Annotated in this window: 13 protein-coding genes and 2 riboswitches; of the genes, 11 read left to right on the top strand and 2 right to left on the bottom strand. The window is 52.9% G+C overall.

Annotation, left to right across the window (positions count from 1 at the left end; all coding sequences use genetic code 11):
• Positions 1-24 precede the first annotated feature (24 nt).
• From DW931_RS09330 to DW931_RS09280, 11 genes are all read left to right on the top strand, one after another.
• On the top strand, positions 25-1,794 hold the full coding sequence (locus DW931_RS09330) for a V-type ATP synthase subunit A (protein WP_118469037.1): 1,770 nt from the start codon (positions 25-27) through the stop codon (positions 1,792-1,794).
• The gene (locus DW931_RS09325; protein WP_022358662.1) at positions 1,795-3,168 is read left to right on the top strand and encodes a V-type ATP synthase subunit B; all 1,374 of its coding nucleotides are present in this window, start codon (positions 1,795-1,797) and stop codon (positions 3,166-3,168) included.
• A 113-nt stretch (positions 3,169-3,281) separates the two neighbouring features.
• Positions 3,282-3,953 (top strand): V-type ATP synthase subunit D, encoded by a 672-nt coding sequence (locus DW931_RS09320; protein ID WP_022358661.1) that lies wholly within the window; start codon positions 3,282-3,284, stop codon positions 3,951-3,953.
• 332 nt (positions 3,954-4,285) lie between these two features.
• Positions 4,286-5,527 carry a family 10 glycosylhydrolase gene (locus DW931_RS09315; RefSeq protein ID WP_117796524.1) on the top strand — a complete coding sequence of 414 codons (1,242 nt, stop codon included), beginning with the start codon at positions 4,286-4,288 and terminating at the stop codon, positions 5,525-5,527.
• Between the two features lie 294 nt (positions 5,528-5,821).
• Entirely contained in the window at positions 5,822-6,742 is a 921-nt protein-coding gene (locus tag DW931_RS09310; RefSeq protein ID WP_022358659.1) for an NTP transferase domain-containing protein, read from the top strand.
• 130 nt (positions 6,743-6,872) lie between these two features.
• Positions 6,873-8,222 (top strand): hypothetical protein, encoded by a 1,350-nt coding sequence (locus DW931_RS09305; protein WP_118626948.1) that lies wholly within the window; start codon positions 6,873-6,875, stop codon positions 8,220-8,222.
• Between the two features lie 335 nt (positions 8,223-8,557).
• Positions 8,558-11,038, top strand: a complete 2,481-nt coding sequence (locus DW931_RS09300) for a hypothetical protein (RefSeq protein WP_118469039.1) — start codon at positions 8,558-8,560, stop codon at positions 11,036-11,038.
• A gap of 290 nt (positions 11,039-11,328) precedes the next feature.
• The gene (locus DW931_RS09295; protein WP_022359474.1) at positions 11,329-12,621 is read left to right on the top strand and encodes a UDP-N-acetylglucosamine 1-carboxyvinyltransferase; all 1,293 of its coding nucleotides are present in this window, start codon (positions 11,329-11,331) and stop codon (positions 12,619-12,621) included.
• A 96-nt stretch (positions 12,622-12,717) separates the two neighbouring features.
• Positions 12,718-12,861: riboswitch (SAM riboswitch) on the top strand.
• A gap of 78 nt (positions 12,862-12,939) precedes the next feature.
• Positions 12,940-14,127 carry a methionine adenosyltransferase gene (gene metK, locus DW931_RS09290; RefSeq protein ID WP_118469041.1) on the top strand — a complete coding sequence of 396 codons (1,188 nt, stop codon included), beginning with the start codon at positions 12,940-12,942 and terminating at the stop codon, positions 14,125-14,127.
• 268 nt (positions 14,128-14,395) lie between these two features.
• Entirely contained in the window at positions 14,396-15,871 is a 1,476-nt protein-coding gene (locus DW931_RS09285; protein WP_118469043.1) for a HAMP domain-containing sensor histidine kinase, read from the top strand.
• 49 nt (positions 15,872-15,920) lie between these two features.
• The gene (locus tag DW931_RS09280) at positions 15,921-16,610 is read left to right on the top strand and encodes a response regulator transcription factor (protein WP_022359471.1); all 690 of its coding nucleotides are present in this window, start codon (positions 15,921-15,923) and stop codon (positions 16,608-16,610) included.
• Positions 16,611-16,805: 195 nt separating this feature from the next.
• Here the strand turns inward: DW931_RS09280 and DW931_RS09275 are convergent, their stop codons facing one another.
• Both DW931_RS09275 and pflB read right to left on the bottom strand, forming a co-directional pair.
• Positions 16,806-17,618: a radical SAM protein gene (locus DW931_RS09275; RefSeq protein WP_118469045.1), complete on the bottom strand. Its 813-nt coding sequence runs from the start codon at positions 17,616-17,618 to the stop codon at positions 16,806-16,808.
• A gap of 2 nt (positions 17,619-17,620) precedes the next feature.
• Positions 17,621-19,924: a formate C-acetyltransferase gene (gene pflB / locus DW931_RS09270; RefSeq protein ID WP_279220378.1), complete on the bottom strand. Its 2,304-nt coding sequence runs from the start codon at positions 19,922-19,924 to the stop codon at positions 17,621-17,623.
• A gap of 84 nt (positions 19,925-20,008) precedes the next feature.
• A riboswitch (ZMP/ZTP riboswitch) is annotated at positions 20,009-20,088 on the bottom strand.
• Between the last annotated feature and the right edge of the window lie 25 nt (positions 20,089-20,113).

The following is a 20,113-nucleotide window of genomic DNA, read 5'->3' as shown; positions in this document are numbered from 1 at the left end:
TAGAAAGGTGGGTGAAACCTTCCAATGAGCAAAGGAACGATAAAGAAGGTAGCAGGACCGCTGGTTATCGCCAGCGGGATGCGGGATGCCAATATGTTTGACGTCGTCCGCGTCAGCGACGAACGTCTGATTGGCGAGATCATAGAGATTCACGGAGATGAAGCGTCGATTCAGGTATATGAGGAGACTTCCGGTTTAGGACCTGGCGAGCCGGTAGAGTCGATGGATGTGCCGCTTTCGGTTGAACTGGGACCGGGACTCCTGACGAGTATCTACGATGGAATCCAGCGGCCGCTGGACGATATCATGAAGGAGACGGGCAGCAACAACTTAAAGCGCGGCGTTGAGGTTCCGTCTTTAAAGCGTGATAAGAAATGGCAGTTTGTGCCGACCGTGAAAGCGGGCGACAGCGTGGAAGCAGGCGACATCATCGGTACCGTGCAGGAGACGCTGATCATTGAGCATAAGATTATGGTGCCGTATGGTGTAAAAGGTACCGTCAAAGAGATCAAGAGCGGTGAATTTACGGTGGAGGAAACTGTAGCGGTCATTGAGACGGAAAACGGCGAAAAAGAGCTTACAATGATGCAGAAATGGCCGGTTCGGCGCGGACGTCCGTACCAGACGAAGCTGCCGCCGGTAAAACCGCTGATCACCGGACAGCGTGTCGTTGACGCATTCTTCCCGATCGCCAAGGGCGGCGTGGCAGCCGTGCCGGGACCGTTCGGAAGCGGCAAGACCGTCATCCAGCACCAGCTGGCGAAATGGGCGGAAGCGGACATTGTTGTTTACATCGGCTGCGGTGAGCGCGGCAACGAGATGACGGATGTTTTAAATGAGTTTCCGGAGTTAAGGGATCCAAAGACCGGGCACTCCCTGATGCAGCGGACCGTGCTGATTGCCAATACTTCGGATATGCCGGTAGCAGCCCGCGAGGCATCGATTTACACGGGTATCACGATCGCAGAGTATTTCCGCGACATGGGCTATTCGGTGGCACTGATGGCGGATTCCACCTCCCGATGGGCGGAGGCGCTGCGAGAGATGTCGGGCCGTCTGGAAGAGATGCCAGGCGAGGAAGGTTATCCGGCCTACTTAGGAAGCCGTCTGGCACAGTTCTATGAGCGTGCAGGTCATGTCATCTGCCTTGGCAGGGACGGACGCGAGGGCGCCCTGTCCGCAATCGGAGCCGTATCCCCGCCAGGCGGCGATATTTCCGAGCCGGTTTCCCAGGCGACGCTGCGTATCGTCAAGGTATTCTGGGGACTCGATTCAGCGCTGGCATACAAGCGCCATTTCCCGGCGATCAACTGGCTGACCAGCTATTCCCTGTATGTGGACAATCTGGGAAAATGGTTTGATGAGAATGTATCGGATGAGTGGATGAGCTGCCGCCAAGGTCTTATGAGCCTTCTGCAGGAAGAGGCAGAGCTGGAGGAGATCGTAAAGATGGTCGGCATGGATGCATTGTCCCCGATCGACCGCCTGAAAATGGAAGCGGCGCGCTCGATCCGTGAGGATTTCCTGCATCAGAACTCCTTCCATGAGATTGACACGTATACACCATTGCAGAAACAGTTCCGCATGATGAAGCTGGTGCTGGCGTTCTATGAGCAGTCGAAGAAAGCGCTGGAAGGCGGCGCTTCCATCCAGAATCTCATCAAGATGCCGGTGCGCGAGCAGATCGGACGTTTTAAATATACGAAAGCAGAAGACGTGGAGAAAGAGTATCAGGCGGTCCTCGATGAACTTGCGAAAGAGGTTGCCGATGCGGCTGGAAAGGGGGCATTCTAAATGCCGAAAGAATATAGAACCATACAGGAGGTTGCAGGTCCTCTGATGCTGGTGCAGGGCGTGGAAAATGTTACCTATGACGAGTTGGGCGAGATCGAGCTGGCGAGCGGCGAAAAGAGACGCTGCAAGGTGCTGGAGATCGACGGTGGCAATGCGCTGGTACAGCTTTTTGAGAGTTCCACGGGTATCAACCTTTCAAATAGTAAGGTGCGTTTTTTAGGCAGAACGATGGAACTTGGCGTATCGGAGGATATGCTGGGACGCGTCTTTGACGGTCTGGGCAATCCAATCGACGGCGGTCCGGAGATCCTGCCGGAGGAACGCCGCGATATCAATGGTCTGCCGATGAACCCGGCGGCGAGAAGCTATCCGCAGGAGTTTATCCAGACGGGTGTTTCCGCGATCGATGGTCTGAATACACTGGTTCGCGGTCAGAAATTGCCGATTTTCTCGGCGTCCGGTCTGCCGCATGCGAATCTGGCAGCCCAGATTGCGAGACAGGCGAAGGTGCGCGGCACGGACGAACCGTTTGCCGTTGTCTTCGCGGCGATGGGTATCACCTTTGAGGAAGCGCATTTCTTTACCGAGAGCTTTAAGGAGACGGGCGCGATCGACCGTACCGTCCTGTTTATCAACCTGGCAAACGATCCGGCGGTTGAGCGTATCGCGACCCCGCGTATGGCGCTGACGGCTGCCGAGTATCTGGCATTTGAGAAAAATATGCACGTTCTCGTTATCCTGACGGATATCACAAACTACGCGGATGCGCTGCGAGAGATTTCGGCTGCCCGCAAGGAAGTTCCGGGACGTCGTGGTTATCCGGGTTATATGTACACGGATCTTGCATCCCTGTATGAGAGAGCCGGACGCCAGAGAGGCAAGAATGGTTCGATCACGATGATTCCGATCTTAACCATGCCGGAGGATGACAAGACGCACCCGATTCCGGACTTAACCGGATATATTACCGAGGGACAGATTATCTTAAGCCGTGATCTGTACCGCAAGGGCATCACACCGCCGATTGACGTACTTCCGTCGCTGTCCCGTCTGAAAGATAAGGGAATTGGCGAGGGCAAGACGCGTGCCGACCATTCGAACACCTTAAACCAGCTCTTTGCGGCGTATGCGCGCGGCAAGGAAGCAAAGGAACTCATGGTGATCCTGGGCGAGGCGGCATTGTCCGATGTTGACTTAATCTATGCAAAATTTGCGGACGCCTTTGAAAAAGAATATGTTTCCCAGGGCTACAATACGGACCGCGATATCGAGGAGACGCTGCGGATTGGCTGGAAACTGCTTTCCATCCTGCCGAGAAGCGAGCTGAAACGTATCGATGAGAAGTATCTGGATCTGTATTATGGGAAAGAGTAAAAATGCCTGTGCATGGCGGATGCGCTTGAAAACGAAAGCGGCGTGTCATAACGCGGCTGCGGGAGCTGGCGGATCTGTTGTGACAAAGTGATTGCAGGAGAGAGGTGGTACGCATGGCATCGACACAGGTCAACCCGACCCGAATGGAGCTTACGAGGCTGAAAAAGAAGCTGGCGACAGCCACGCGGGGACATAAACTGCTGAAGGATAAGCGGGATGAGCTGATGCGTCAGTTCCTGGATCTGGTCCGGGAAAATATGGCGCTGCGCCAGAAAGTGGAGGCGGGCATCAGGAGTGCGAATGTGAATTTCGTCATCGCTAAAGCCGGGATGTCCGAGCAGGCGTTAAATACCGCGCTTGCCGCGCCGAAACAGGCGGTTTATCTGGAAGCAGACAAGAAAAACGTAATGAGCGTCGATATTCCGGTGTTCCATTATAAGACCCGGACGGCGGATGAGAACGATATTTACTCGTATGGATTTGCGTTTACTTCGAGCGATCTGGACGGGGCAGTCAAGTCGCTGGCGGACATTCTGCCGGATATGCTGCGGCTGTCCGAGACAGAGAAAGCCTGCCAGCTCATGGCAGCCGAGATCGAGAAAACGCGCCGGAGAGTCAATGCGCTGGAACACGTAATTATTCCGGAGGCGCGCAAAAATATCAAATATATCACGATGAAGCTGGATGAAAATGAGAGAAGCACGCAGATCCGCCTGATGAAGGTGAAGGATATGATGCTGGAGGAGAAGCATCATTATAAGGAGAAGCGGGAGCTTTGTTCGTGATGATGAAAATGCCTCTTCTGGCGGCTTTAGGGCTGTCAGGGGAGGTTTTTTTGCACATAGTTGTGAAAATGACGGGACGAGCCCACGAGGTTCGAACCGCCCTTTCGATATACCTTTGTTCGCTTGCTTTCACTACAGATGTTCGCCCATGACGGACTGCGTCCGCCCTGTTCGGACACCTGTGTTCAAGATGCGTACAAAGATATATGAAAGGCGGTTCGGACCTCGCGGGCTCGTCCCTGTGTATTGGAAAAATAAAAGAGACAGAAAAAAGTAAAGTATTTATTGGAAATATTTGGTAGAATAGGAGGAAATGAGGGGAGGAATTTTGCATGGCAAAGCAGGTACAGAGGGCGATCGGCTGGGTGGCAGCATTTCTTTTGGCGGTGGGGATGTTGTTCCTGCCGGTTTCGAAGGCGTATGCGGGTCCGGTATCGGGCGGCAGTCCTGGAAGTGGAGAGATGAGAGGTGTCTGGGTTTCGTATCTGGACTGGAATGGATGGGCGAAGGATGAGGCTGGATATAAGAAAGCGATGGATCAGACACTGGACCTCTGTGTACAGAAGGGGTTAAATGCGGTTTTCCTACAGGTTCGCCCGGATGGAGATGCGATGTATCCGTCACAGTATTTCCCGTGGTCGAAATTTGCCTCTGGAAAACAGGGAAAGAATCCGGGGTATGATCCGCTGGCATATGCGGTGCAGGCGGCGCATCAGCGGGGCTTGCAGCTTCATGCGTGGATCAATCCGTACCGGATCACGGGGTATCTGAACCGTTATTCGGATCTGTGTGCGTCAAATCCGGCGATCGCGTGGGCGAAGGACGGGGACAGTTCGAATGACCGGTGGGTATTGTGCCAGAATGGTGAGTATTATTACAATCCGGCGATTCCGCAGGTGCGCCAGCTGATTATTGACGGTGTGAAAGAGATCGTGACGAATTATGAGGTGGACGGCATCCATTTTGATGATTATTTCTATCCGAATCTCGATGACAGCAAGGCGGAAACATGGTTTGATTATCCGGAGTACCAGGCGGGCGGCACATCGCTGAGTGTGGCGGCGTGGAGACGGAATAATGTCAATGAGCTGGTAAGGGGAGTTTATAGTGCGGTCAAGTCGATCCGTCCGCAGGCATTGTTCGGTATCAGCCCGGAGGGATATTTACAGAACCTCCGAAAAGATACCCGACAGTTTACAGATGTGGATGCGTGGATGACCCAGAGCGGCTATGTGGATTACCTGATGCCGCAGATTTACTGGGGATTTGAGGCGAAGCAGAACGGCCAGGCAGCGGGCTATGCGTTTGCAAACTGCCTGAATGAGTGGGTGACGCTGAAAAAGAAGGGAAATGTGAAGCTGTATGTCGGTCTGGCGCTCTATAAGACCGGAACAGATGCAGTGGACGGCAACGAGGTGCCGGAGTGGCAGCGGTATCATGATATCATGAAGCGCGAGGTGCAGGCTGGACGGGCAACCGGACAGGTGAGCGGTTACTGCTTCTATGATTTATCGTCCCTGACGCGTGCGGCGGCAGCGGAGGAAGTGGCGAATGTGACGGCGCTGTTCCATTAAGTGCTCCCAGATAGTTACTGTTCACGCATACGTGCCCAGTAACGGAATTTGCCGTGACTTCGCATTTAAATACGGCAAATTCCTGCTGCCACCACGTTTTCTTACGGCACTTTCGGTTCCCAAAGTGCCTACCCGTGAACGGTAACCATGATACCTTGTTGGAGAAATGGAAACCCCTGTGGATGATTGCAACCACAGGGGTTCTGTGTTATACTGGACATACGATTGCAGTAAAAATGTTGTTGTTTACATAATGTTCAGATGGCAGCAAATATACGGACGAGGAGAGGGAAGATGAAAAAAACAGCACTTGTCATTATGGCAGCCGGAATCGGAAGCCGTTTTGGCGGAGGGATCAAACAGCTGGAGCCGGTGGGTCCGAATGGGGAGATCATTATGGATTACTCTATCCATGACGCGCTGGAAGCTGGATTTGACCGGATTATCTTTGTGATCCGCCATGATTTGGAGGAGGACTTCAAAGAAGTGATCGGGAACCGGATTGAGAAGATTGCGCCGGTGACATACGCATTCCAGGAGCTTTCGGATGTACCGGAGGGATTCAGTGTCCCGGCAGACCGGAAAAAACCGTGGGGAACTGGACAGGCGATTTTGAGCATCCGCGGACTGGTCGAAGAGCCATTCCTGGTGATCAATGCGGATGATTATTATGGAAAAGAAGTGTTCCGAAAGATTCATACATACATGGTGGAACAGATGGACGTGAACGCACCGGTGTATGATATCTGCATGGGCGGCTTTATTCTGGCAAATACGCTCAGCGAGAACGGCGGCGTGACACGCGGCGTCTGTGAGGTGGGCGAGGGAGAGATTTTAAAACGCGTAACCGAAACCTACAATATCCAGAAGACAGCGGACGGCATGACGGCGACGGACAAAGAGGGGAATCCGGTTTCGGTTCAGGAGAACCAGCATGTATCGATGAATATGTGGGGACTCACACCGGGCTTTGTGGAGGAGCTGGAAAAAGGATTTCCAGAGTTTCTTGCGGGGCTGAAAGAGGGCGACGTGAAGTCGGAGTACCTGCTTCCGACGATCATCGATCAGATGATCCACGACGGGCGCGCAAGGGTGAAACTTCTGGAGACGCACGACTGCTGGTTTGGTGTGACCTACCGTGAGGATAAGGAGAGCGTGACGGAGTCGATCCGGGCGCTGATCCGTGAGGGCGTGTACCCGGAAAAACTGTTTTGATAATTTGAGGAACAGTTGATTCGGCTGTGCAGAGGATAACGTGAAAAACGGTACGTGAGAATAACATGATACGCATAAATCCTGCATAGGATACCATGTAAGCCTTGAATTAAGGGGGAATGGCAGTCCGATGCAGGATTTTGCATATTTTAAGAGTCTTTATCCGGCTGCATGTAAGCAGATGCAGCTTTGCGTGGAAGCGGTCTGTGATGAGCTGGAGTATGAGGGGAGTCCCATCTATGATGAATATCCGGATCGGATCTTTCTGGAAAAACTGACAAAACGGGCACTGGAAAAATGGCAGAAGGTTTATCCGGCTGGAACGGAGAGGACGGATACACTGACGACCTATATGAAGGCGGCGGACGTGGGCACTGTATCCACAGAAGAAGGAACGGCGATGGTGGAAAATTCCCTGAAAATAGATTCTCCTGGTGGAGAAAGAGAAGAGAATCTGGCGGGAACCAGCATACAGCCGCATCTTCCTGGAAATGATGTATGGTATGGACCACTTCGGGGCGAACAGAAGGGCGGAAACGCTGGATATATGGTGTGGGAGGCGGATGAGCCGAATCTGACCGCGCAGGAGCGCCGTCCATGGAGTCCGCCGCCGGGACCGCGCCCGGGAGGACCGGGAAATCCGTGGGGACCGCCACCCCCGCCGCCGGGACCGCGCCCGGGAGGACCGGGAAATCCGTGGGGACCGCCACCCCCGCCGCCGGGACCGCGTCCGGGAGGACCAGGAAATCCGTGGGGACCGCCGCCCCCGCCGCCGGGACCGCGCCCGGGAGGACCGGGAAATCCGTGGGGACCGCCACCCCCGCCGCCGGGACCGCGCCCGGGAGGACCGGGAAATCCGTGGGGACCGCCACCCCCGCCGCCGGGACCGCGTCCGGGAGGACCGGGAAATCCGTGGGGACCGCCGCCCCCGCCGCCGGGACCGCGCCCGGGAGGACCGGGAAATCCGTGGGGACCGCCACCCCCGCCGCCGGGACCGCGCCCGGGAGGACCGGGAAATCCGTGGGGACCGCCACCCCCGCCGCCGGGACCGCGTCCGGGAGGACCGGGAAATCCGTGGGGACCGCCGCCCCCGCCGCCGGGACCGCGCCCGGGAGGACCGGGAAATCCGTGGGGACCGCCACCCCCGCCGCCGGGACCGCGCCCGGGAGGACCGGGAAATCCGTGGGGACCGCCACCCCCGCCGCCGGGACCGCGTCCGGGAGGACCAGGAAATCCGTGGGGACCGCCGCCCCCGCCGCCGGGACCGCGTCCGGGAGGACCGGGAAATCCGTGGGGACCGCCACCCCCGCCGCCGGGACCGCGCCCGGGAGGACCGGGAAATCCGTGGGGACCGCCGCCTCCGCCGCCGGGACCGCGCCCGGGGAGACCGGGGAATCCGTGGGGAGCGCCGCTTCAGGATTTTCTTCAGGTTTTATTAATGAATGAGTTGCAGGAGCGAAGACGGTGTCGGAAGTGCTGAAATTGCGGTTTTCAGGTGTAAATTTTTTAAATTAAAATGCGGTAACATCCAGGTGTGACAACGAATTTTACCGATTTGGAAAAAGAACAATCGGGTTACTGGGCACGTATGCGTGAACAGTAACACAATCGGAGTTCTTACAAATCATAGAAATTCTGGAATTTGAAGCCTGCTTGTGTTATACTGAAACAAAGGCTGCCGCCGGGACAGATGGGTGCCTGCGGCAGTTTTTGGCGTGCATGACAAAACGGAAACAGTTCGGCGGGTAGATTTTCCTGTACCTGTGAAGATACGGAACTGGTATGGTGGAGAGATAAAAGGAATTGATTTGATATATGAAGAAAAACCTGAAAAAGATACTGATTTTACTGATCTTATTTGTGCTGGCAGCAGCCGGTTATTTTACCTGGTCCTGGATGCAGCTGCGGGAGGATGGGGCGGTCTATACCTCGATTGAGGACGCGAACCTTCCAGTCGCTTATGTGAATATTCTGGGGCGGCGGATGAACGAGCTGGACGGTTTCGTGGAGGACAGCCAGAAAGCGGCTGGACGCGGGGATCTGACGCTGCTTCCGGCAGACCGGAAACTGTCGGTGACGATCGACAAGCTGGACTCCCAGATTACGGGGATGCAGTATGAGATCCGCAGTCTGGACGGCGAACGTCTGGTAGAACGGACAACGCTTGACCACTGGGAACAGTCAGGGGAAGAGGTTTCTGCGGAGCTTCCGATCCAGAACCTTCTGACGGAGGAAAGCGAATACCGCTTAACGATTGCGATCGCGACGGAAAAGCACCCGGCGATCTATTTTTACACGCGCGTGATGTGGCAGCAGGAGAGCCGTGTGCAGGAGATGGTCGATCTGGCGGTGTCCTTTTCTGAAAAGACGTTTGATTATGATTCAGCGAGGGAGCTGACGACCTATCTGGAGACGGATCCGAATGCGGATAACAGTTCGTTGGGACATGTGACGTTAAAAAGCGATTTCAGCCAGCTGACCTGGAAAGGGCTTTCGATGGAGCGGGTCAGCGAACCGGAAATTCATCTGCGGGAGCTGCAGGGCATCATTGGGACGATCGATTTAAAGTATGTTGTAAGTGAGATGAAGGATGGCAAGGCGGCTGCTTATTACGATGTGATCGAGAGCTTCACGATGAAGCTGGGCGCACAGCGCATCTACATGATGAATTATGACCGCCGCGCGGACCAGATTTTTACGGGGGAGAGCAGCGCCTATTCTGGCGACCGGATTCAGCTGGGGGTTTCGGATGCGGAGGATCTGCAGTCGATGCAGGATGAAGCGGGGAAATACCGTGCCTTTGTGGCAAACCGGGCGCTCTGGATTTATGATACAGGAAAAAAAGAGAGCACAAAGGTATTTGCGTTCCGCAAGAGCGAGAATGATACGAGGGTCAATTATGATACCTACGGAATCAAGATTCTGGATGTGAGCGAGGCAGGCCAGATTGATTTTGCCGTGTACGGCTATATGAGCCGCGGTAACCACGAGGGAACGACGGGAATCGCGCTGTACCGCTATGAGAGTGCGGGAAATGCCCTGACAGAGCGGCTGTATCTGCCGGCATCGACCGATTACGGCAACCTGCGCCAGGATATCAACCAGCTGTGCTACTTAAGCGGCGGGCAGACGTTGTATGTGCTGATGAACCATGCGGTTTACAGTGTCGATCTGACGGGAAAAGAGTACATGGTGGTGGCAGATGGCCTGACGGAGGAAAATTTTGCAGTCAGCACGGATGCCTCCCGGATTGCGTGGCAGGATGGGGCGGATATTTACCGTTCGACCAAGCTGCATGTCATGAATCTGGAGACAGGCAAGAAGGATGAGATTTCCTTTCCGGATCAGACCGTGATCCGGCTGATCGGATTTGTCGGAACCGACTTAGTCTACGGGCTTGCCCATCCGAACGAGCAGCTTACGATGGACGGACGCGTGACGGGGCTTCCGCTGTATGCGGTCGAGATCGTCGGCAGCAATATGGAGATGGAGACCCGCTATGAGAAGCCGGGTGTCAGCCTGGTGGATGTGCGGATTCAGGACAGCCGGGTTCATCTGTCACGGATGCACCAGATAGGAAGCGGCTATCAGCCGATGGACGAGGACACGCTGGTCTGTAATGAGGAAGTGTCGAAAGATCCACTGGATGGAATCGCTACGTTAAATGACAGTGCAAAGGGGCGTCTCTACTGCGTCAAGCTGGATGCAGGCAAGACGGCACGGAGCACGAAGGTGCATGTTCCGAAGCAGGTGGCAGCAGAAGAAAATGATGTGATTGTGCTTCAGAACAATGGCGCAGCTGCACAGCGGATTTACAGTGCCTACAGCGAGGGACGCCTGAAAGGCTCGTATGCGGAATTTTCCAGCGCGGTGCAGGCAGCTTACGATGGCATGGGACTTGTAACGGATGAAAATGACCGGGTTGTCTGGGTGAGAGCAAACCGGAGCGACGCGAAGACGATCCGCGACGTCCAGAATATGGCGGGAACCGTCAGCCGCTATCTGTCGGATATGGCGGACGGAAAGACGACCTCCTCGGATGGCACAGAGTTAATCGACGCACGCGGGCTGACGCTGAACCAGATTCTCTACTTTGTCTACACGGGCATGCCGGTGGTGGCATATCTGGGAGACGGAAGCTATGGTCTGATCTGTGGATACGACGCGTACAACATCTCTTGTCTCTGGTATCCGGGCACGGAATTTGCCTACACGGATAAGATGGGACTCAACGATGCAGCGGCATTTTTCGAGGGAAACGGAGGCAATGATTTCATTTGTTTCCTTGCCAATTAAGGAAAAAACGGAAATTACTGTTCACGGGTAGGCACTTTTGGAACCGAAAGTGCCGTAAGAAAACGTGGTGGCAGCAGGAATTTTCCGTATTAAAATGCGAAGCCACGGCAAATTCCATTACTGGGCACATATGCGTGAACAGTAATAAACGGAAAGCCAATGCTTTACAAATTGAGATGTTATGATATAATCATGTAGATAACGTGATATAAATTTAAGAAAATATTAAAGATTTGAGGCGCCGTCTGGCGCGTGTAAGTATCGTAAGATAATAGATTTTGAGGTGCAGAATGGAACAATTTATTATGAAGGGCGGAAATCCGCTGGTAGGCGAAGTGACTATCAGCGGAGCGAAGAATGCGGCGCTGGGAATCTTGGCGGCATCGATTCTGACTGACGAGGATGTTTTAATAGAAAATCTGCCGGACGTGCGTGATATCAACGTGTTTCTGGAGGCTGTTTCGGAGATTGGCGCGATGGTAGACCGGATTGACCGGCACACTGTCCGCATCAATGCGAAGGGGATTCATGCGATCCATGTGGATGACGAGTACATCCGCCGGATCCGAGCTTCCTACTATTTTATTGGCGCCCTGCTTGGCAAGTACAAAAGCGCACAGGTTCCGCTTCCGGGCGGATGCAACATCGGCAGCCGTCCGATCGACCAGCATTTAAAGGGCTTCCGTGCCCTCGGTGCGAAGGTGCAGGTGGAAAATGGCGCGGTGCTCGCACATGCGATTGATTTAGTTGGTACCCATATTTATCTGGATATGGTGTCGGTCGGCGCGACGATCAATATCATGATGGCAGCGACGCTGGCAGAGGGCGAGACGATCATCGAGAATCCGGCGAAAGAACCGCATGTCGTCGATGTGGCGAACTTCTTAAACAGCATGGGAGCCAATGTCAAGGGTGCCGGAACCGACGTGATCCGCATCCGCGGCGTCCACAAGCTGCATGGAACCGAATATTCGATCATCCCGGACCAGATCGAGGCAGGTACATTTATGTGTGCGGCAGCGATCACCCGCGGCGACGTGATGGTACAGAATGTCATTCCGAAGCATCTGGAAGCAATTTCTGCGAAGCTTATCGAGATGGGCTGTGAGGTGACGGAGTTTGATGAGGCGGTTCGTGTTGTGGGACGCCCGAGCCATGTGCATACCGATATCAAGACACTTCCGTATCCGGGATTTCCGACTGATATGCAGCCGCAGATCACTGTGACACTGGCACTGGCAGAGGGAACCAGTGTAGTGACTGAGAGTATTTTTGAAAACCGTTTTAAATATGTGGACGAACTTGCCCGTATGGGTGGACGCATCAAGGTAGAGGGCAATACCGCGATCATTACCGGCGTGAAGAAGCTGACCGGAGCACAGGTGGAGGCACCAGATCTGCGCGCAGGCGCTGCCCTGGTCATTGCGGGGCTGGCAGCGGAAGGATATACGACCGTTGATGAGATCGGTTATATCCAGAGAGGCTATGAGCATTTTGAGAAGAAGCTGCAGGGACTTGGCGCGGTGATCGAGAAAGTCGATTCCGAGAAAGAGGCGCAGAAGTTCAGACTCAAAGTGGGCTGATAAAAAAGAATGCGGTGTCACATATTGCTTGACAGACACCGCGGAGTATGTTATCGTACTGTTGAAACTTTTAACAATTAAAAAGTTCGTATATATCCCTTATTCAGAGTGATGGAGATACAAAGGATCTATGAAGTCACGGCAACCCCGTTACATGGGACTGAAAATTGGTCTCAGCAGGGAACGGAAGGTGCCAGCCTGAGCGAGGAACCGGGAGATCGGTTTATCGAGCAATAAGAGGATTTGATCGAGATAATCAAGTCCGTGTTGCTGCGGACTTTTTTTATGTCTTACGACAAACTTATCAAAGGAGGAAATATGGAGAGATTACTTTTTACATCTGAATCAGTAACCGAAGGACATCCGGATAAAATGTGTGATCAGATTTCCGATGCGATTCTGGACGCGCTCTTAGAGCAGGATCCGATGAGCCGTGTGGCTTGTGAGACGGCGACGACAACCGGTCTGGTTATGGTTATGGGCGAGATCACAACGAAAGGCTATGTGGATATCCAGAAGGTAGTCCGCAATACCGTCCGTGAGATCGGTTATGACCGTGCGAAATACGGTTTTGACTGTGATACCTGCGGCGTGATCGTGGCACTGGACGAGCAGTCCCCGGATATCGCGATGGGAGTTGATAAAGCGCTGGAAGCAAAAGAGAACAAGATGAGCGACGAGGAGCTGGAGGCAATCGGTGCCGGCGATCAGGGTATGATGTTTGGTTATGCGACCAACGAAACGGATGAATATATGCCATATCCGATTTATCTGGCACACAAACTGGCACGCCAGCTGACCAAGGTCCGCAAAGACGGAACCCTGCGCTACCTGCGCCCGGACGGCAAGACACAGGTAACCGTAGAGTACGATGAGAACGGCAAACCATCCCGTCTGGATGCAGTGGTTCTTTCCACCCAGCATGACGAGGAAGTAACCCAGGAGCAGATCCATAAGGATATTAAAAAATATGTATTTGACGAGATTCTGCCGGCAGAGATGGTTGATGAGAATACAAAATTCTTTATCAATCCGACCGGACGTTTCGTTATCGGCGGTCCGCATGGAGACAGCGGTCTGACCGGACGTAAGATCATTGTGGACACCTACGGCGGCATGGCGCGTCACGGTGGCGGCGCATTCTCCGGAAAAGACTGCACAAAAGTGGATCGTTCTGCTGCATACGCAGCCCGCTATGTTGCGAAAAACATCGTAGCAGCCGGACTGGCAGACAGATGTGAGATTCAGCTTTCCTATGCGATCGGTGTTGCACAGCCGACCTCCATCATGGTAGATACATTCGGAACCAGCAAGTTGCGTGAGGATCAGCTGGTTGAGATGATCCGCAAGCACTTTGACCTGCGTCCGGCTGGCATCATCAAGATGCTTGACCTGCGCCGCCCGATCTACAAACAGACGGCTGCATACGGACATTTCGGCCGCGACGATCTGGATCTTCCGTGGGAGAAGCTGGATAAGGTGGATGAATTAAAGGCGTATCTGTAAGAGTAGGAAACGCTGCAGGGGTATCTGCCCGTAAAAAATCATAAGATCAGAACGAGGGGGCTGCCGCTTTTGCGGCAGTCTCTTTTATTACACAAAAAGGCACATGCTTTTTTATTTATAATACTTTTAGAGACGTAATCTGCAAAATATGATACACTATTTGTGGAAGATATCAGGAGCAAAAGCGCAGAAGTCCGACGCAGTTTTGCGGGAGGATTTTTGTAGGGGCAATCTGGTATCAGACCGGGCAATGACTGGAGGAAATAGGATGAAGATACGCACACGTCTGGCGATTGCTTTTGTGACGATTACGGTCGTTCCGATTGTGCTCATATTTGTGGCGGCGTTCGGACTCGTAAACTATCAGGAGCATCTGTTTCAGAAAACATACGGGCTGTCGGAGCAGATCGATCTGCTCTCCGGCAATCAGACACAGGTGTTTAACCGGCTGACGCAGGGAATCCAGGAGGAGATCCGCGAGGCGGTCGGGAAAAATACAGATTTATTTGAAGAACCGGCTTATTTGAGCAAGGTCAATGAAGAACTGCGCGATAAATATTCGTATCTGGTCATCCGCAAGGGCAAGGACATCACATTCTGCGGAAACGAGGATGGACGCGAGCTCTGCGAACGGCTGGCGCCGTACGGTGATCAGGGAAGTATGGCAGGCAGTATTTACATGGATGGCGAGGAACAGCATCTGGTCAAACAGATCGATTTCCGGTTTTCAGATGATTCACAGGGCAGTGTGTTCATCGTGACGAACGTCGGGGATTATGTGCCGGAGATCAAGGCGCTGCTCGGAGAGATGCTGCTTCTCGGCGTGCTGATCATCAGTTTTATGGGCGGTCTGCTGATCATGTGGATCTACCGTTCTCTGCTGCGTCCGCTGCACAAGCTGCAGGAGGCGACCAAGCAGATCCGGGATGGAAATCTGGACTTTACGCTCGATGTGGATGATGAAGATGAGATCGGAATGCTCTGCCAGGATTTCGAGGAGATGCGTCTGCGTCTCAAGGAATCGCAGGAAGAAAAACTCCAGTACGACAAGGAGAGCAAAGAGCTGATCAGCAATATTTCCCATGATCTGAAGACTCCGATCACGGCGATCAAGGGGTATGTGGAAGGCATTCAGGATGGCGTGGCTTCTTCACCTGAGAAATTGAATAAATATATTCGGACGATTTATAATAAAGCAAACGATATGGATCGACTGATTGACGAGCTGACGTTCTATTCGAAGATTGATACGAACAAGATTCCGTACAACTTTTCAAAGATCAATGTGGCGGAGTATTTTGGTGATTGTGTTGAGGAAGTTGGTCTGGATATGGAGACGCGCGGCATCGAGCTGGGATATTTCAACTATGTGGACGAGGATGTGGTCGTGATCGCGGACGCGGAGCAGATGAAGCGAGTGATCAACAACATTATCGGAAATTCGCTCAAATATCTGGACAAGAAAAAGGGTATTTTAAATATCCGCATCAAGGATGACGGCGATTTTATCCAGGTCATCATCGAGGACAACGGAAAGGGAATCGCGGCGAAAGATCTGCCGTATATTTTCGATCGTTTCTACCGGACGGATTCGTCGAGAAATTCGTCCAAGGGCGGCAGCGGCATCGGGCTTTCGATCGTAAAGAAGATTATCGAAGATCACGGCGGACGCATCTGGGCGACCAGCAAGGAAGGCATCGGAACGGAGATCCATTTCGTTTTGCGCAAGTATGTCGGGGCATAGTGATTTGAAGTTTGGTCGTTTAAATAAAAACAGCAGGAGGAATTCACAGATGAGCAGAATATTAATCGTAGAAGACGAGGAGAGTATTGCAGAGCTGGAAAAAGACTATCTGGAGCTTTCTGGTTTTGAGGTTGAGATAGAAAATAATGGAGAAACGGGACTGAAACGCGGCATGGAGGAAGATTTTGACCTTCTGATTCTTGATCTGATGCTGCCAGGGGTCGATGGCTTCGAGATCTGCAAGAAGATCCGGGAAGTAAAAAACACACCGATCATCATGGTATCTGCGAAAAAGGACGATATTGACAAGATCCGCGGTCTGGGACTGGGCGCGGACGATTATATCACGAAACCATTCAGTCCGAGCGAGATGGTGGCGCGTGTCAAGGCGCATCTGGCGCGTTATGAGCGCCTGATCGGCAGCGGTATGCCGGAAAACGAGATCATCGAGATCCGGGGACTCAAGATTGATAAGACTGCCCGCCGCGTTTACATCAACGGCGAGGAGAAGAACTTCACGACGAAGGAATTTGACCTGCTGACCTTTTTAGCACAGAACCCGAACCATGTATTTACCAAGGAAGAACTCTTCCGCGAGATCTGGGATATGGAGTCGTTGGGAGATATCGCGACGGTTACCGTGCATATTAAGAAGATCCGTGAGAAGATCGAGTTCAACACGGCGAAACCGCAGTATATTGAGACGATATGGGGTGTTGGATACCGGTTTAAAGTCTGATGACTGGGTAAGCCACATAAAAACGACCCTTGGGAAACGCAAACAGGAGCGCTTTCCAAGGGCCGTTTTATATTTCATAGGAAATTGCGTCCTATGAAATATAAAATGCTCCGCGAGGATGCGCACTCGCGCGAAGCAGAAACATGTCGCAAGCGACCGCGCGAGACGCCCGAAGGTGCCAAGGCACATTCTTTTTCATCCCAACAAGATTTGGCTTGCCCGCTTCAGATCGTTCTCGTCCGGGATACGGATGTCGGACAGGGAATAGGGAATGCCGAGCGTTTCCCATTTATAGATGCCGAGCGTGTGGTATGGGAGAATTTCTACCTTTTCCACATTTGAAAGTGTGTCCAGAAATGCACGGATTCCATGCAGGTTGGCCGGATCATCGGTAATGCCGGGGACTAAAACATGCCGGATCCACAGGGGCTTATGAATCTGGTCTAAAAACCGGGCAAAGGAAAGAATGGATTCGTTGGAGTGCCCAGTCAGAAGACGATGTTTTTCCGGATCGATGTGTTTCAGATCCAGAATAACAAGATCGGTGTGCTCTAAAAGCGTGGTCAGGTGGGAAAAGAAAGGTTCGGCGGTGGTAAATGGCTGTCCCGCGGTGTCCAGTGTGGTGTGAATGTGCTGTTCTTTGGCAAGCTGGAAAAGTTCACATAAAAAGTCAGCTTGAAGGAGCGGTTCTCCGCCGCTGACGGTGATGCCGCCGCCCCCGCGCCAGTAACTCCGGTAGCGGAGTGCCTGGCGAAGAAGTGCTTCCGGGGTGATTTCCTGCGAACCGGTGTGTTTGGATGGGCAAGAAACGCCTTTGGAAAGAGCGGATGTGCCGGAAGTGTGGGTGGAGACGTCCGGGAGGAAAAGTTCCTTTGGCAGTACCCATGTATCCGGATTGTGGCAGTAGCGGCAGCGCATGAGACAGCCCTGCATGAATACCACGAAGCGGACACCGGGACCGTCTACGGAGCCGAAGGTATCGATGGAATGAATATAACCGGTATGCATCGTTACAGCACCTCGTGGCAGGTGCGGGCGATCACGTCGAGCTGCTGTTCTCTGGTCAGATTGATAAATTTAACGGCATATCCGGAAACACGGATGGTGAAGTTGGCATATTCCGGTTTTTCCGGGTGTTCCATCGCGTCTTTCAGTTTTTCGATTCCAAAGACATTTACATTTAAATGATGCGCGCCCTGATCAAAATATCCGTCCAGGACGTGAACCAGGTTGTTTTTCCGCTCTGTCTCGGAGTGACCGAGCGCCCCCGGTGCAATCGTTTCTGTGTTGGAGATGCCGTCGAGCGCATATTCATATGGAAGCTTTGCGACCGAGTTTAAAGAAGCGAGCAGACCGTTCTGCTCTGCGCCGTAGGAAGGAGTTGCGCCCGGGGCAAACGGGGTGAATGCCGGCCGTCCGTCCGGAAGTGCGCCGGTTGCCTTGCCATATACAACATTGGAGGTGATCGTGAGGATGGAGGTGGTTGCCTCGGAATTCCGGTAGGTGTGGTATTTTTTTACTTTATGTAAAAAGGTTTTTAACAGCCATACGGCAATCTCGTCGGCGCGGTCGTCATCATTTCCGTAGCGTGGGAAATCGCCCTCTGTCTCAAACTTGCGGGCGATGCCGTATTCATCACGGATGACCTTCACTTTTGCATACCGGATCGCGGAGAGAGAATCGACCACGTGGGAGAAACCGGCGATTCCGGTGGCAAAGGTACGCCGGACATCCGTGTCGATCAACGCCATCTCAGCGGACTCATAGTAATATTTATCGTGCATATAGTGAATCAAATTGAGGATATTCACATAAATGCCCGCCAGCCAGTCCAGCATCTGATCGTATTTATGCATGACTTCCTGATAATCGAGGTATTCGGATGTGATCGGCGCATACGCCGGACCAACCTGCATCGGGCGTCCGTCTTTGGTAGTGTATTTCTCGTCTCTGCCTCCGTTGATGGCATAGAGAAGGCATTTGGCAAGATTGGCACGGGCGCCGAACAGCTGCATTTCCTTGCCTGTCTGGGTGGCGGAGACGCAGCAGCAGATGCTGTAGTCGTCCCCCCAGATCGGACGCATGACATCGTCGTTTTCATACTGGATCGAGGATGTGTTGATGGAGATTTTGGCAGCATATTTCTTAAATGCCTCTGGCAGGCGGGAAGAGTAAAGGACGGTCAGGTTTGGTTCTGGGGACGGTCCCATATTTTCCAGCGTATGTAAAAAGCGGAAATCGTTTTTCGTTACCATCGGACGCCCGTCTTGTCCCAGACCGGCAACTTCCAGCGTTGCCCAGACCGGATCGCCGGAGAAAAGTTGGTTGTAGGATGGGATCCGGGCAAATTTTACCATGCGGAATTTCATTGTCATATGGTCGATTAATTCCTGCGCCTCGATCTCGGTCAGTGTTTGTTCTGTTAAATCCCGGTTGATGTAGATATCAAGGAAGGTGGAAATGCGTCCGACACTCATGGCGGCACCGTTCTGGGTCTTAACGGCAGCGAGGTAACCGAAGTAGAGCCACTGGACGGCTTCTTTGGCATTGGAAGCCGGACGGGAGATATCAAAACCATAGATGGCAGCCATCTCCTGAATGTCCTTTAGAGCGCGGAGCTGCTCGGCGATCTCTTCCCGCTGGCGGATGATGTCATCAAACATGGCGCCATTTCCACAGCGTTCCAGATCCTTTTTCTTTTCCTGAATTAGGAAATCGATTCCGTACAGGGCGATCCGGCGGTAGTCGCCTACGATCCGGCCGCGTCCATAGGTATCCGGAAGCCCGGTGACGATATGGCAGTGGCGGGCGGTTTTCATTTCCGGGGTATATGCATCGAAGACGGCCTGGTTGTGGGTTTTATGGTATTCGGTAAAGATTTTATGAAATTTTGGATTGACATGGTAGCCGTAGGTTTTGGCGGCTTCCTCCGCCATCTTGATTCCGCCGAATGGCATAAAAGCCCGCTTGAGTGGTTTGTCGGTCTGAAGTCCGACGATGCGTTCCAGATCTTTAAGCTCCGGATCGATATATCCCGGACCATAGGCGGTCAGGCTGGATACGATTTCAGTTTCGCATTCGAGCACACCGCCCTTTTCGTGCTCTTTCTTCTGAAGCTTTTGAAGGCGTTCCCAGAGCAGATGAGTGGCACTGGTTGGGGCAGCGAGAAAGCTTTCATCGCCATCATATTGCGTATAGTTGTTCTGGATGAAATCGCGGACGTTCACTTCGTCGGTCCATTTGGAGCCCAGAAAACCTCTCCAGGCTGTTTGAAAGATAGGTGTGTTTTGGAATGTTTGATACATAGCAGACATGTGTTTCCCTCCTGGTTGAAAAATTTCGATCCCAGCAGAGACAGTGAGAGTGAAAAAAAGTAAAAAAAATACCCACGGTCTGTGCTGTGACGCCCAGACGGTCGGCAATTTCCAGTCATACTTCATGTGGTTGATCCACTTATCCGTCAGTTGTATGACTGCTATGTTTAAGATATATCAGAACCGAAG

It is taken from the genome of Clostridium sp. AM43-3BH (genome assembly GCF_003479985.1).
Lineage (GTDB): Bacteria > Bacillota > Clostridia > Lachnospirales > Lachnospiraceae > Otoolea > Otoolea fessa.
This window is presented reverse-complemented; position numbering and strand designations above follow the sequence as displayed.

Bases quoted from the DNA above. Each gene is read 5' to 3' on its own strand.
- DW931_RS09275 (WP_118469045.1), bottom strand. From the start codon at position 17,618: ATGCATACCGGTTATATTCATTCCATCGATACCTTCGGCTCCGTAGAC.
- DW931_RS09310 (WP_022358659.1), top strand. From the start codon at position 5,822: ATGAAAAAAACAGCACTTGTCATTATGGCAGCCGGAATCGGAAGCCGT.
- DW931_RS09280 (WP_022359471.1), top strand. From the start codon at position 15,921: ATGAGCAGAATATTAATCGTAGAAGACGAGGAGAGTATTGCAGAGCTG.
- metK (WP_118469041.1), top strand. From the start codon at position 12,940: ATGGAGAGATTACTTTTTACATCTGAATCAGTAACCGAAGGACATCCG.
- DW931_RS09285 (WP_118469043.1), top strand. From the start codon at position 14,396: ATGAAGATACGCACACGTCTGGCGATTGCTTTTGTGACGATTACGGTC.
- DW931_RS09300 (WP_118469039.1), top strand. From the start codon at position 8,558: ATGAAGAAAAACCTGAAAAAGATACTGATTTTACTGATCTTATTTGTG.
- DW931_RS09305 (WP_118626948.1), top strand. From the start codon at position 6,873: ATGCAGGATTTTGCATATTTTAAGAGTCTTTATCCGGCTGCATGTAAG.
- DW931_RS09325 (WP_022358662.1), top strand. From the start codon at position 1,795: ATGCCGAAAGAATATAGAACCATACAGGAGGTTGCAGGTCCTCTGATG.
- DW931_RS09315 (WP_117796524.1), top strand. From the start codon at position 4,286: ATGGCAAAGCAGGTACAGAGGGCGATCGGCTGGGTGGCAGCATTTCTT.
- DW931_RS09320 (WP_022358661.1), top strand. From the start codon at position 3,282: ATGGCATCGACACAGGTCAACCCGACCCGAATGGAGCTTACGAGGCTG.
- DW931_RS09295 (WP_022359474.1), top strand. From the start codon at position 11,329: ATGGAACAATTTATTATGAAGGGCGGAAATCCGCTGGTAGGCGAAGTG.
- DW931_RS09330 (WP_118469037.1), top strand. From the start codon at position 25: ATGAGCAAAGGAACGATAAAGAAGGTAGCAGGACCGCTGGTTATCGCC.
- pflB (WP_279220378.1), bottom strand. From the start codon at position 19,924: ATGTCTGCTATGTATCAAACATTCCAAAACACACCTATCTTTCAAACA.